At 74.7% G+C, this 12,236-nt stretch carries 13 protein-coding genes; 4 read left to right on the top strand and 9 right to left on the bottom strand.

Annotation, left to right across the window (positions count from 1 at the left end; all coding sequences use genetic code 11):
- Positions 1-126: 126 nt before the first annotated feature.
- The 7 genes from BLT36_RS15645 to BLT36_RS15615 form a co-directional block, all read right to left on the bottom strand.
- Entirely contained in the window at positions 127-831 is a 705-nt protein-coding gene (locus tag BLT36_RS15645; protein WP_092096483.1) for an SDR family oxidoreductase, read from the bottom strand.
- Between the two features lie 51 nt (positions 832-882).
- A complete protein-coding gene (locus tag BLT36_RS15640; RefSeq protein ID WP_092096593.1) occupies positions 883-2,307 on the bottom strand; it encodes a PfkB family carbohydrate kinase in 1,425 nt (474 codons plus the stop codon).
- Between the two features lie 17 nt (positions 2,308-2,324).
- On the bottom strand, positions 2,325-2,951 hold the full coding sequence (locus tag BLT36_RS15635; RefSeq protein ID WP_092096481.1) for a D-sedoheptulose-7-phosphate isomerase: 627 nt from the start codon (positions 2,949-2,951) through the stop codon (positions 2,325-2,327).
- Entirely contained in the window at positions 2,948-4,315 is a 1,368-nt protein-coding gene (locus tag BLT36_RS15630) for a glycosyltransferase (protein WP_092096480.1), read from the bottom strand. Before BLT36_RS15630 ends, BLT36_RS15635 begins: the two co-directional genes overlap by 4 nt.
- Positions 4,312-5,313 (bottom strand): glycosyltransferase, encoded by a 1,002-nt coding sequence (locus tag BLT36_RS15625; protein WP_092096478.1) that lies wholly within the window; start codon positions 5,311-5,313, stop codon positions 4,312-4,314. The genes BLT36_RS15630 and BLT36_RS15625 overlap by 4 nt, the downstream gene beginning before the upstream one ends.
- A gap of 62 nt (positions 5,314-5,375) precedes the next feature.
- Positions 5,376-6,518 carry a glycosyltransferase family 9 protein gene (locus tag BLT36_RS15620; protein ID WP_254787687.1) on the bottom strand — a complete coding sequence of 381 codons (1,143 nt, stop codon included), beginning with the start codon at positions 6,516-6,518 and terminating at the stop codon, positions 5,376-5,378.
- Positions 6,515-7,066, bottom strand: a complete 552-nt coding sequence (locus BLT36_RS15615) for a D-glycero-alpha-D-manno-heptose-1,7-bisphosphate 7-phosphatase (protein WP_092096477.1) — start codon at positions 7,064-7,066, stop codon at positions 6,515-6,517. The genes BLT36_RS15620 and BLT36_RS15615 overlap by 4 nt, the downstream gene beginning before the upstream one ends.
- Positions 7,067-7,166: 100 nt before the next feature.
- On the opposite strand from BLT36_RS15615, the gene BLT36_RS15610 reads away from it, so the two are divergent.
- The 3 genes from BLT36_RS15610 (at position 7,167) to BLT36_RS15600 (ending at position 9,766) form a co-directional block, all read left to right on the top strand.
- The gene (locus BLT36_RS15610; protein ID WP_092096475.1) at positions 7,167-8,183 is read left to right on the top strand and encodes a glycosyltransferase family 9 protein; all 1,017 of its coding nucleotides are present in this window, start codon (positions 7,167-7,169) and stop codon (positions 8,181-8,183) included.
- A gap of 73 nt (positions 8,184-8,256) precedes the next feature.
- Complete coding sequence (locus tag BLT36_RS15605; protein ID WP_092096590.1) at positions 8,257-8,613, top strand: PRC-barrel domain-containing protein; 357 nt, start codon at positions 8,257-8,259, stop codon at positions 8,611-8,613.
- A gap of 130 nt (positions 8,614-8,743) precedes the next feature.
- The gene (locus BLT36_RS15600) at positions 8,744-9,766 is read left to right on the top strand and encodes an SGNH/GDSL hydrolase family protein (RefSeq protein WP_092096473.1); all 1,023 of its coding nucleotides are present in this window, start codon (positions 8,744-8,746) and stop codon (positions 9,764-9,766) included.
- A gap of 97 nt (positions 9,767-9,863) precedes the next feature.
- On the opposite strand, the gene BLT36_RS15595 is transcribed toward BLT36_RS15600, so the two are convergent.
- Together BLT36_RS15595 and BLT36_RS15590 are read right to left on the bottom strand one after the other, a co-directional pair.
- Positions 9,864-10,706 (bottom strand): universal stress protein, encoded by an 843-nt coding sequence (locus tag BLT36_RS15595; RefSeq protein ID WP_092096471.1) that lies wholly within the window; start codon positions 10,704-10,706, stop codon positions 9,864-9,866.
- A gap of 64 nt (positions 10,707-10,770) precedes the next feature.
- Positions 10,771-11,658, bottom strand: a complete 888-nt coding sequence (locus tag BLT36_RS15590; RefSeq protein WP_092096469.1) for an alpha/beta fold hydrolase — start codon at positions 11,656-11,658, stop codon at positions 10,771-10,773.
- 37 nt (positions 11,659-11,695) lie between these two features.
- On the opposite strand from BLT36_RS15590, the gene BLT36_RS15585 reads away from it, so the two are divergent.
- A complete protein-coding gene (locus BLT36_RS15585) occupies positions 11,696-12,157 on the top strand; it encodes an NUDIX hydrolase (RefSeq protein WP_092096467.1) in 462 nt (153 codons plus the stop codon).
- Positions 12,158-12,236 lie beyond the last annotated feature (79 nt).

Here is a 12,236-nt window from a genome sequence, read left to right as displayed (position 1 = left end):
GGGCACCGCGCCTCCCGGCCGCACCGTGCGCGCCTCGCGACCCCGTGCGCGGTTCCGCGCCCGGTGCGGCGCTGCAGCGCCGCACCACCCGACCAACCGCGCACCGTGCGCGGTTCGCCACCCCGCCTACGGCCAGCTGGGCTCCGTCGCCGGCATGATCGACAGCTCCCGGATCTCGCACCCGGCTGGCTGCGACAGCGCGAACAGGATCGCGTTCGCGACGTACTCCGGCTCGATCAGCTGCGCGTCCGGACCCGGCTTGTACTGCTCGGTGCGGTCGGCGAAGAAGTTCGTGCGCATCCCCGCCGGGATCACGTTGGTGACGCCGACGCGACCGCCGGTCTCGGCCGCGAGCGCCTGCGAGAACCCCCGGACGCCGAACTTCGACGCCGAGTAAGCGGTGCCGTCGCCGACACCGCGGAGGGCGAGTGACGAGGAGATGGTGACGACGCGGCCGTGCGTCGCCTCGAGGGCGGGCAGGGCGGCGCGCACCACCGCGGCGGTGCCGAGCAGGTTCACACCGACGATGCGCTCCCAGTCGCCGGACGAGATGCCGCCGATCGGGGCCGGCTTGTCGATGCCCGCCGCGGTCACGACGGCGTCGAGGCCGCCGTGCCGTTCGGCCGCCTCGCGGACCGCCCGCTCCGTCGCCTCGGTGTCGGTGACGTCGACCGCGACGGCGTCGAGGCCGTCCGGCACGGCGTCGACCCGCAGGTCGAGGACGATCGGGGTGCCGCCGGCCTCGGTGACGGCGGCGACGACCGCCGCGCCGAGTCCGGAGGCGCCGCCGGTGACGAGGACACGGCCGATGGGGGTGGTGGGGACGGGCATGGACTTCCTTCCGTAGGGACTGGGGTGTGGTGGGCTGCGCGGGGCGCGCCGTCAGCCGACGTGTTCGAGCGCCGCGGCCAGGCGGGTCGTCGACCGGCCGGGGTGGAACGGCACCGTGACGACACGGCCGCCCCACTCGGCGAGCGTGGCCGTCTCGGGCAGCTCGGCCGCCGTGTAGTCGCCGCCCTTCGCCCAGACGTCCGGGCGGAACCGGCGGAGGGCCTCGTCGGGCGTCTGCTCGTCGAACACGACGACGGCGTCGACGCAGTCGAGCGCGAGCAGGAGCTCGACGCGGTCGTCCTGGCCCATGATCGGCCGGTCGGGTCCCTTCAGCGCGCGGACCGAGTCGTCGGAGTTCAGGCAGACGACCAGGCAGTCGCCGAGCGCACGTGTTGCTGACAGGGTGCGCGCGTGCCCGGCGTGCAACAGGTCGAAGCAGCCACCGGTGGCGACGACGGTGCCGCCGGCGCTCCGGACGTCGTGGACGACGCGCATCGCGTCGCGGTCGGCTCCGGGCACGCGGACCGGTGCGGGTCCCTCGTCGGCGAACAGTGCGGTGACGCCACCGGCGGCGAGGTACTCGCTCGCCGCGGTCACACCGGCGCTGACCGCCTCGGCCACATCGGCGCCGTGGGCGAGGGCCACGGCGACCCCGGCGGCGAGTCGGTCACCGGCACCGCAGGGGTCACCCGCGGTCACCGAGGGCGCCGGGACGAAGCGGTTGCCCTCCCGGGTGCTGGCGACGAGGGCACCGCGGTCGCCGAGCGTGACGGCGACCGCGCCGACCTGCCAGGCGTCGACGAGCGCTGCCGCGGCCTCGGTGGCGAAGGGGACACCCTCGCCGGTGGCCTCGCTGAAGCGTCGGGCCTCGGCGGCGTTCGGTGTCGCGACGGTGATGCCCGGCACGGGGACGGCGCCCTTCGGGTGCGGGTCCCAGACCACGGGGATGCGGGTGGCGGCGTGGGCGAGGGCCTCGCGCAGGACGGGTGCGGCAGCGACACCGCGGCCGTAGTCGGCGACGACGATCGCGTCGACGTCCTCGAGTGCGGCGGTCATGGCGTCGGTGACGTCGGGGACGGGCGGGGTGGCGCACCCCTCGTCGATACGGACGAGCGCGTGGTCGGCGACCCGGACGCGGGTCTTCACCGGCGTGGCCACGCCGGACGGTCCGGCCACGACGGTGACGTCGGGGAGCAGGTCGCGGATCTCGGCGGCGTGGGCGTCGTCGGAGAGCACCGTGACGAGGGTGACCTCGTGGCCGTCGCGGCCGAGCATCGTCGCGACGAGACCGGCACCGCCGGCTCGACGGTCGTCGGTGCGGACGTCGACGACGGGGACGGGGGCGTCCGGGCTCAGTCGTTCGCTGGTCCCCGAGACGTCGACGTCGAGCAGGGTGTCCCCGACGACGGCGATGCGGAGGCGTCGGGGTGCGGCCGTAGCGCGCCGACCGGTGGCTGCCGGAGCGCTCGAGACCACCGCCGGCGTCCCGCGCGTCACCGACGACCCCCGCGACGGAGTGCCGGCTCCATCGCACGGCAGAGGGCGTGCACCAGCACGAGCTGGGCTTCCTGCACGTTCGCGGAGGGCCCCTCGATGCAGATCGCGTCGTCGACCGCCTCGGCGAGCGGGTTCGGCCGTGGTCCGGTCATCGCGAGCGTCCGGGCACCGACGGCCTGCGCGGCCTGGGCGGCGCGGAGCAGGTTCGGGCTCTTCCCGCTCGTGCTGAGGAGGACCACGACGTCCCCGGCGCGGGCATGCGCCGACACCTGCCGGGCGAACACCTCCTCGTAGCCGTAGTCGTTCCCGATCGCGGTGACGGCGGAGGACTCGGCGTGCAGCGAGATCGCCGAGTACGCCGGGCGGTCCCCGTCGAAGCGGCCGGTGAGCTCCGAGGTGAGGTGCTGCGCCTCCGCGGCCGACCCGCCGTTGCCCGCTGCCAGCAGGCGACGTCCGGCGACGAGCCGAGCGGCGATGTCGTCCGCCCAGTCGCCGATGTGGTCCTTGTGGTCCACGAGGGACGCGATCACCGGGACGGAGGCCGCGACGTGGTCGAGCACCACCCGTGCGCTGTCCGAGGTGGTCTGTTCGCCGATGGTGCCGGTCTGCTGCTCGATGGTCATCGTGCGGTCCTCTCGGTGGTGTGGGTCGTGCGGGTTCTGCGTCCGGCCCGCGCCGTCGTGCCCGTGGCGGAACCCGCGGCGACGCCGCCCACACCGGCCACGGCCGTCGCACCGGTCGCTCCGGCGATCAGCCGCTCGTACACGCGCTCGCTGTCCGCGGCGACCTTCTGCCACGTGTACCGGGTCTCGGCACGCTTCCGACCGGCACGCCCGAGGGCCTCCCGCCGCTCCGGGTCGTCGAGCAGCGCGGCGACCGCGGCGGCCACGGCCTGCTCGTCGCGGGGTGTGACGTGCAGCCCGGTGGCGTCCTCCACGACGGTGTCGATGAGTCCACCGACGCTCGAGGCCACGACGGGTCGCCCACAGGCCATCGCCTCGAGCGGGACGATGCCGAACGGCTCGTACCAGGGGGCGCACACGACGACGTCGGCGCTGCGGTACACGGCCGGCATGTCGTGCTGGCCGAGCTGCCCGCGGAAGGTCACGTGGTCACGGACGCCCAGCGACCGGGCCAAGGCGTCGAGCCGCTGGTACTCCGGGTCGTCCGCCAGGTCGGCACCGGCGACTCCGGCACCGCCCACGACGACGAGCTCGACGTCACGGCCCTCCTCGACGAGGGCGGCCAGCGCGGCGATGGTCGTCCCGACGCCCTTGCGGCGCACGAGGCGCGACGCGGTCAGGATGCGGGACGTGCGCCCGCGCTCCTCGACCGGACGGTCCGCACCGGACGAGTCCTGGCCCGCGGGCTGGAACAGCGACGTGTCGACACCGCACGGCACCACGGAGATGCGGTGCAGCGGCACACCGAGGGCCTTCAGCTCGAACGCCTCGTCGGAGCACGTCGCGACGACCTGGTCGACGCTCCGCCCGACCGCGGGTTCGACCCACTCGCGTTCGGCGGGGCTGGTGTCCGCGGCGCCCTGGTGGCGGCGCTTCACGACGCCGAGCGCGTGGAAGGTCTGCACGACCGGGATCCGGACGCCGCCGGTGCGGGCCTGCACCTGGGCGACGGCGTCGAGGGCGGCGTGCCCGGACATCCAGAAGTGGGCGTGCACGACGTCGGGCCGGTCGATGAACCACTCGGCGGCGAGCACCGAGGCGAAGGTCCCCATGTAGGGGAACAGGTCGTCCTTCGGCACCGGGCGAGCCGGGCCGGCGTCGACGTGCACGACCTCGACGCCGGGCCGGAGCAGGACCCGCACGGGCTGGCTCTGGTCGTCGCGGCGCGTGTAGACGGTGACCCGGTGGCCGCGGTCGGCCAGGGCGCCGGACAGCTCGGCCACGTGGACGTTCTGTCCACCGGCGTCCACTCCGCCGAGCACGGCGAGCGGGCTCGCGTGCTCGGACACCATCGCGATCCTCATCGCAGACTCCCTTCCAGCGCGGCTCCGGCCGCATGGTTCCGTCGCGTACCGCGCGTGACGGCGTCGTCGAGCAGGTCGTCCCAGTCGGCGGTGAACCGGCCGAGCGCGTGCCGCGCGAGCGCGGCCTCCCGGGCGACGGCACCCCGTCGTCGCGCCTCCTCGGGGTCCTCCAGCAGTGTCCTGGAGGCGCGGACCAGCTCCTCGACGTCCGTCGCGATCGCGCCGGCACCGTCCGGCACCGTGCGGACCGCGTCGGTCGTCGCCAGGACGAGCACCGGCATCGCCATGTGCATCGCCTCGATCAGCGAGAGGCCGAGGGAGGTCCAGCGGTTCGGGTGCACGTACGCCCGCCGTTCGGCGAGGGCGGCGTGCATCGGGTCGGCGGGGACGTCGCCGAGCGGGACCACGCGGTCGCCGAAGCCCAGCTCCGGCAGCCGGTCGGTGCCCATGCCCCAGACGTCGACCGGGGCGACCTCGGCGAAGCGGGGGAGCAGGTCGGTGCCGACGACGCGGTTCCGGCGGACGGGCTCGTTGATGACGACGCCGAGCCGTTCGAGCGAGCCGGTGTACAGCGGGCCGGGGTCGACGACGCCGTGCTCGACGACGGTGGTCGGGGTCGATCCGGTGTCCCACATCAGCGCGTTCCAGTGCGTCACGTGCGCGATCACGAGGTCGTCGCGGTCCCGGAACGGGTGCAGGCCGTTCGGCACGTCGACCCGCGGGGCGTTGTGCTCGACGAAGACCATCGGGACCTCTCGGCCGCCCAGCAGCCGCCGGGCCTCCTCGAGCTCCTCGGTGCGCTGGAGCACCACCACGTCGACCTCGGCGTCGGCGACGTCCGCCGGGTCGATCTCGATCGCACTGTCCGGCCAGGCGCGCCCGCCACGGCCGAGGCCCCAGGCGTCGCGCGCCGGGGTCGTCGGGATGAGGTACTCGTGCGGGCCGCGGACGAAGGCGTCCATCCAGCCGCCGTGCACGTGCCACACGAGGATCCGCATGCAGTGCCTTTCGGTCGATGGGTCAGGAGCAGGAGAAGCAGGAGGAGAAGCAGTGGCGCACGCTACGCAGCACCTTCTGGGGTGCTCCGCAGACTTCTCGGGGTGATCCGCGAAGCGCGGTCCAGCAGCCGTTCGTGCGCTTCCAGGACGTCCTCGACGCGCACTCCGGACAGGCACGGATGGCCCGGCACCGGGCACTCCCGGGCACGGCTGAGACGGCACGGAGCCGCCTGGTCACCGAGCAGTTCGACGAGCGGGGGCAGGTCCTCGGACGGCGCGTACGGCGCCCACTTCACGGCGGGGACCACGGGGGAGAACAGGCTGATGATCGACGCCCCGACGGCGGCGGCGAGGTGCGCCGGCCCGGTGTTGCCGACCACGACGACCTCGGCACCGGCGAGCACCTCGGCGAGCTCCGCCGGCGTGGTCCGTCCGCCCAGGTCGATCCCGGTGCCGCCCGCCACCGCCGCGGTCAGCGCCGCTTCACCGGGGGAGCCCGTGACGACCACGGGGACACCGCGGCGGCCGTACTCCGCGACCAGCGCTCGGTGGTGTGTCTCCGGCCACGACCGTGCCGGAACGCTCGCGCCGGGGTGGACGACCACGTACCTGCCCAGGCCGGCCACCACCGGGGGCGGGGCGGCGTCGCGACGCACCACGAGCCTCCCGGCATCCCCTGGCGGCAGCCGGAACCCGGCAGCCTCGGCGATCCGCAGCGCACGCTCCGCTTCGGGGATCTCCTCGGGGAGGTCCTCGCCGGGGCGGAGCCGGACGTCCAGGAGCGAGCCGGGGTGGTCGACGCTCGCGCCGGAGACCCGGGGGACACCCGCGAGGCGGAGGAGCAGCGCGACGGGCAGCGGGGACTGGTGGAAGGAGGTGAGGACGACCGCTTCGTCCGGACGCTCCTCCGCGATCAGGGCACGGAACTCGTCCAGCAGGGCGTCGTCGATCGGCCGGGCCGTCTCGGTCACCCACGGTGCTGCCCACACCCGCACGCGGTCGACCCCGGGCAGGAGGTCGGCGGCGGGGGCGCCCTGCGGCCCGCACAGCATCGTGACGTGGGAGGCGCCGGCGGCCACGGCCCGGACGGCGGGCCCGGCGACCAGGACGTCCCCGAACGAGTCGAGCCGGACGACGAGGACGCGTGGGCGGCGCGGCAGCGCGCTGTCGGCGCCCGCAGCGCGCGGCTGCGCGGCTCCGCTCACGACCGGACCGCGTCGGCGTGTTCGAGCACCAGCGACACGGCCTCGTCGAGCGACGCGGCCACCGTCGGCACGTCGTCGATCTCCTCCCGCCGGGTCCGCGGCGTCGGCACGAGGATCCCCTGGGCACCGGCAGCAGCCGCCGCCCCGACGTCGGCACCGATGTCCCCGACGACGACGAGCTCCTCCGGCGCGATCCCGAGCCGCTCGGCCGCTTCGAGCACGAGGCCCGGCCGCGGCTTCCGGCAGGCGCACCCGTCGTCGGCGTCGTGCGGGCAGACGCACCAGACGTCGAACGGTCCCACGAGTTCGTCGACGCGGGCGTTCGTCGCGTCGACCTCCTCGCGGGTCGCCATGCCCCTCGCGATGACCGACTGGTTCGTGACGACCCCGAGGCGCAGCCCGGCAGCCCGGGCGCGCTCGACCGCTCGGTGGGCGCCGGGCACGGGCACGACCTTGTGCGGGTCGGCGTTGTACGGCACGTCGATCACCAGGGTGTCGTCGCGGTCGAAGAGGAGACCGCGCACGGTGCGGTCGGGAGCGAGGGCCATGCTCCCCGACTACCGGGGAGGAGCCGAGGACCGCCACAGGAACAGCCGGGGAGCGCGTCCCTCGACGGCCGGACGGGCGTCGACGTCTACCGTCCAGACCGTGACCGCTGTCGACACCCTGCCGCCCTCCGACGGGCGCCCCGACCTGCTCGTGCTCCGTGCCATCAAGCTCGGCGACCTGCTCGTCGCCGTCCCCGCCCTGCACGCCCTCCGCCGCGCGTTCCCGGACCACCGGATCACGCTGGCGACGACGGCGTGGCTGGCGCCGGTGGTGGAGCTGGTCACGGACGTCGACGTGCACCTCGCGCAGCACGGCCTCGACCACGCGATCGCTGCTCCCGCGGGCGCGGTCGACGTCGCGGTGAACCTGCACGGCGCCGGGCCCGAGTCGTCGGACCTCGTGGCCGCACTGGGCGCCCGACGGGTCATCGGCCACTCGGATCCGTCGCACGACTTCCCCGGCCCGCCGTGGCCCGACGACGTGCACGAACGCGAGCGCTGGGCGCGGCTGCTCGACTGGCACGGCATCCCCGCGGACCCGGACGACGTCGGCATCGCCCGGCCCGCGGGAGCACCCGCCGTCGAGGGCGCCGCGGTCGTGCACGTCGGTGCCTTCCACGGTGCGCGGCACTGGCCGACGGATCGCTTCGCCGAGGTGGTGCGCGGGCTGCGGGAGCGCGGTCTGGACGTGGTCCTGACGGGAGGCGTGGACGACGTCGTGCGCGCCGGTGCGGTCGCGCAGGCCGCCGGGCTGCCGCCGGAGGCGGTCCTCGCGGGTGCGCTGGACCTGCAGGCCTTCGCGGGCGTCATCGCCGCCGCCCGACTCGTCGTCACGGTGGACACCGGTGCGGCGCACCTCGCCTCGGCCTACGGCATCCCGTCGGTCGTCGTGTTCGGTCCGGCGCCGCCGGAGGCGTGGGGACCGCCCGCGTCCGGTCCGCACGTCGTCCTCACCGACGCGTCGGTGCGGCGGGGGGACGTCTTCGCCGAGGACCCGGACCCGGCGCTGCTGGCGATCGGCCCGGAGGACGTGCTCGCCGCCGTCGACGGACTCGGGGTCGGCACCGGCAGCCCGTCGTCATCCGTCGCGGGCGTGCCGGGCGCCGCCGCGCTGTGACCGACGACCCCTGCTCCCGGTAGCGTCGTCGGTGCGCGACCCGGACGCACCGGGCCCGCACGAGGAGGCACACGTGTTCGAAGCCGCGAACATCCGGGACTGGATCGGCCTGCCGGTCGTCGACGAGTCCGACGACAAGGTCGGCACGCTCGAGAGCATCTACTACGACACGGCGACCTCGGAGCCGGCGTTCGGTGCGGTGACGACCGGTGTGATGGGCTTCCAGAAGCTCTTGTTCGTCCCCCTCGCGGGCGCGCTCGTCGCCCCGAAGCACCTGCGTGTGGCGTACCCGAAGAAGCTCGTCAAGGCCGCCCCGACGATCGCGAGCGACGGAGAGCTCGACGCCTCGCTCGAACCCGAGCTGTTCCAGCACTACGGCCTGCAGTACACGACGGGCAGCGGGGGAGAGCGCCGCCTGGGTCGCCGCTGACGGACCGACGTGGCGGGCCTCCGGCCGGTGCGCACCTGGCGCCCGGCCGGACGCGTTAGCCTGGTCCGTCCGACCGACCCGTCCCTGGAGGCCGAACCTGCTCCGCTCCGTCCGCTCGACGCTGCTCGCCGTGGTGGCGGTGTCCGCCGTGCTCGCGGGCACGCTCGTCACCGGGCCGTCCGCCGCCGACGCCGCACCGATGTGGCCGGTGCCCGCGCCGTACCCCTCGACGAGTGACCCGGAGGAGACCCTCGCGGACATCCCGGTGGGCAGCGAGTACGTCGCCCTCGGTGACTCGTACTCCGCCGGCTACGGCCTCTCCGATCCGACACGGCTGCCGACCAGCGCCTGCGGGCAGTCCGGCCAGGACTACCCGCACCGGATCGCCGCGCGGTTCGGGCTCGCCCTGACCGACGTCACGTGCGGCGGTGCGACGAGCAAGGACGTCACCTCGGGCTTCCAGTTCAAGGGTGTCCCCCCGCAGATCCGTTCCCTGTCCGACCGCACCCGCCTCGTGACGCTGACCATCGGCGGGAACGACGCCGACCTGTTCGGCACCGCGGCGTCCTGCCTCGCGCTGTCCGCGAAGGGGCCGGTGTTCTCCGGCCGTGACGCCCCGTCGTGCCGCAGCACCCTCGTGTCCGACGGGGTCGACCAGCTCGGCGCGAAGATCGCGTCCCGCGTGGCGCTCGGGATCGCCGACACCCTGGCGCAGGTGAAGGCCGCCGCACCGAACGCGGTGATCGTCTTCCTCGGCTACCCGGCGATCTTCCCCGACGCCGATCACACCCCGAAGGGCGGGTGCTTCCGGTCGGCGCTCGACCTCGGCACCCTGACCGGGTCGTTCCCGTCGAACTCGTACCCGTTCACGAACACCGACGTCCGCTACCTGCACGGCGTCCAGCAGGACCTCGACGACGTGTCGAAGGCCGCCGCCCGGGCAGCCGGGGTCCGCTTCGTCGACGTGTTCTCGAGCACCCAGGCGCACTCGGCGTGTGCGACCGGGAAGCCGTACGTGTCCGGTGTCTCGCTCGACGGCACCGGAGACCTGCGGCGCATCGACCTCGAACCGGGCGCACTGCACCCGAACACGCGGGGCGTGGCCTACCTCACCAAGCGGGTGGCGGCGGCGACCCGCGACCTCGCCGGCTGAGCGGACGACCGCCGACCCGGCGGTGCGCCGTCCCGTCGATCGATCGTCCCCTCGGTGCGCCGCCCGGCGATCGATCGCCCCGTCGACACGCGATCGCTCAGGCGCTGACCTCGACGGGATCGCTGTGCGCGGCCGGCGGCACGACGCACACCGGTGAGACCGTCTCCCGCAGGACGTCGTGGAGCACCGACCCGGACAGTGCCCGGACGTGCCCGCGGCCGAGCACCACGAGGGAGGCCCGCCGCGTGTGCGAGGCGATCGCGTGCCCCGGGTGCCCCTCGACGAGCAGCGGGTGGAACCGGACGTCCGGGTGCCGGGCGCTGAGCTCCGCCGTGACGCGCTGCAGCAGTTCGGCGTTGCTCGTCCGCCACCGCAGCGGGTCCTCGGCGAAGTCGGTCAGCCCGGTCCGGGTCCACACCGGCATCTCCCACGCCCGCAGCAGCGTCACCCGGCGGTGCAGCCGGTGTGCTTCCTCGCAGGCGATCGAGACCGCGCGTTCGTCGATCGGCTCCTCGACCGCCAGGACGACGTCGCCCTCGATCGGGTGCGGTCCCTCCGGCACGATCACCGTCGGCACCGCCGCACGCGCGGCGATGCGCGCCGGATCGCCGCCCGCGGTCGAGCCGCGGCGGCTCCGGAAGGTCCCGATGACGAGCAGGTCGCCGTCGTCGGACTCCTCCACGAGCGCCGTCGCGAACGGACCGGCGTGCCGGCGGACCTCGACGGTCGCGTCCGGCAGGGCCGCCCGGGCCGAGTCCGCGATGGCGTCCACGACGCGCTTGCCGTCCTTGCCGACGCGGGCCTCGATGGCCGGGTCGACGCCGATGACCCGGATCCGCTCGATGCCCGCTCCGGTGCGGGCCGCGACCCACTGCATCGCTTCCTCGTGCGGTCGTGCTGCGTCAGCCGCCAGCGTGACCGTCGTCCACCGTTCGTCCATCCCGATCGACCTCCTCGTCCGGGGTCCTCCGGGGGCGTCGCCATGGCGCTCCTTGCGGTGCAAACTACTCCCGCGCGGCGGCCACCAGCCAGTCCATCGCCTGGGGAACCCCCGTGAGCACCGAGACGTGCCCGTCGCCGGGGCGATCGTCGAGGGTCGCCTCCGGCAGCCCGGCCGCGAGCAACCGCCCGTGCGACGGCGGGACGACGCGGTCGCGTCCGCCCTGCGCGACCAGCACCGGACAGCGCACGTCGGTCAGGGAGAACCCCCAGTCCGTCACGAACGCCACGTCGTCGTCCGCAGCGCCCTGGAGGCCCGTCCCACCCGCCGCGGTCGCGTCACGACCCAGCGCGGCCCAGTCCCCCTCCAGGGCGGCCCAGTCGACGTCGACGAACTGGTCGGGAACGAAACGGGCGGTGCCCGCCCAGGCGATCCGCGCCTCCCGTCCGACCCGTGCCGAACGGAGGCCGCCGTCGTCGGCCATGCCGTCCCACCAGGTCGGCGTGTCCTGGAACGGCGCGGGCGACGCGAAGACCGCGGCCGCGTGGACGCGATCCGGCAGCAACGCTGCGGCGGCGAGGGCGTGCGGGCCGCCGCCGGAGCCGCCCATGGTGACCACGTGGTCGATGCCGAGTGCGTCGAGGACCTCGGTCAGGTCGGCCGCACCCGAGGCGACGTCGCGACCGGGCTGCGGGTCGGCACCGCCGAAACCGGGGCGCGTGAGCGCGATGACGCGGAGGCCGCGAGCGGCGGCCGCGTCCCGGATCGGGGCGAGGATGCGGCCCGTGTGCGGGGTCTCGTGGTGCCAGACGAGCGTGGGGCCGTGTCGCCCCGTCCGGGCGGTGTCGTCGGCACCCGTGTCGTCGGCATCGGTCTCGTCGGCACCCGCGTCGTCGGCACCGGTGTCGTCGATCTGGATCCTCCGTCCGTCGCGGAGCACGAGCTGCTGCATGCCGCGAGGCTAGCCCCGGCGCGGGTAGGTTCGACCCGTGGTGCTCAGCGCGGGACTCCTGCTGTACCGGGTCGACGAGGCCGGGGTGCAGGTGTGGATCGCGCACATGGGCGGGCCGTTCTGGCGAGGACGGCCGCGGGCGTGGTCGATCCCGAAGGGGCTCGTCGAGGGGGACGAGGACCTGCTCGAGACCGCACGCCGCGAGTTCGCGGAGGAGATCGGCGTCCCGGCGCCCTCCGGTCCGACGATCGACCTCGGCGAGCACCGGCAGGCATCCGGAAAGCGCGTTCGGGTGTTCGCGGTGTCGGCGCCGGAGTTCACCGTCGACGCCGTCCGGTCGAACACCGTCCGACTCGAGCTCCCGCGTGGATCGGGCCGGTTCATCGACGTCCCCGAGGTCGACGATGCCCGCTGGGTCGCGGTCGACGAGGCTCGCGAGTTGCTCGTCGCCGGGCAGGTACCCGCGGTGGAGGCGCTGCTCGACCACGTCGAGCGTTGACCTGTCGCGCTGCCCATCCCGTGTCACGAACCGGTTTCGGTCCGGTCCTACCGCGCGCTCTGCGGATAGTCTCAGGGAG

The sequence above is a fragment of the Curtobacterium sp. UNCCL20 genome (assembly GCF_900101675.1).
Lineage (GTDB): Bacteria > Actinomycetota > Actinomycetes > Actinomycetales > Microbacteriaceae > Curtobacterium.
This window is presented reverse-complemented; position numbering and strand designations above follow the sequence as displayed.

What these genes read in the sequence shown, in the direction of transcription:
- BLT36_RS15645 (WP_092096483.1), bottom strand. Translation starts at nt 831, where the DNA reads ATGCCCGTCCCCACCACCCCCATCGGCCGTGTCCTCGTCACCGGCGGC.
- BLT36_RS15595 (WP_092096471.1), bottom strand. Translation starts at nt 10,706, where the DNA reads ATGGACGAACGGTGGACGACGGTCACGCTGGCGGCTGACGCAGCACGA.
- BLT36_RS15630 (WP_092096480.1), bottom strand. Translation starts at nt 4,315, where the DNA reads ATGAGGATCGCGATGGTGTCCGAGCACGCGAGCCCGCTCGCCGTGCTC.
- BLT36_RS15635 (WP_092096481.1), bottom strand. Translation starts at nt 2,951, where the DNA reads ATGACCATCGAGCAGCAGACCGGCACCATCGGCGAACAGACCACCTCG.
- BLT36_RS15590 (WP_092096469.1), bottom strand. Translation starts at nt 11,658, where the DNA reads ATGCAGCAGCTCGTGCTCCGCGACGGACGGAGGATCCAGATCGACGAC.
- BLT36_RS15625 (WP_092096478.1), bottom strand. Translation starts at nt 5,313, where the DNA reads ATGCGGATCCTCGTGTGGCACGTGCACGGCGGCTGGATGGACGCCTTC.
- BLT36_RS15615 (WP_092096477.1), bottom strand. Translation starts at nt 7,066, where the DNA reads ATGGCCCTCGCTCCCGACCGCACCGTGCGCGGTCTCCTCTTCGACCGC.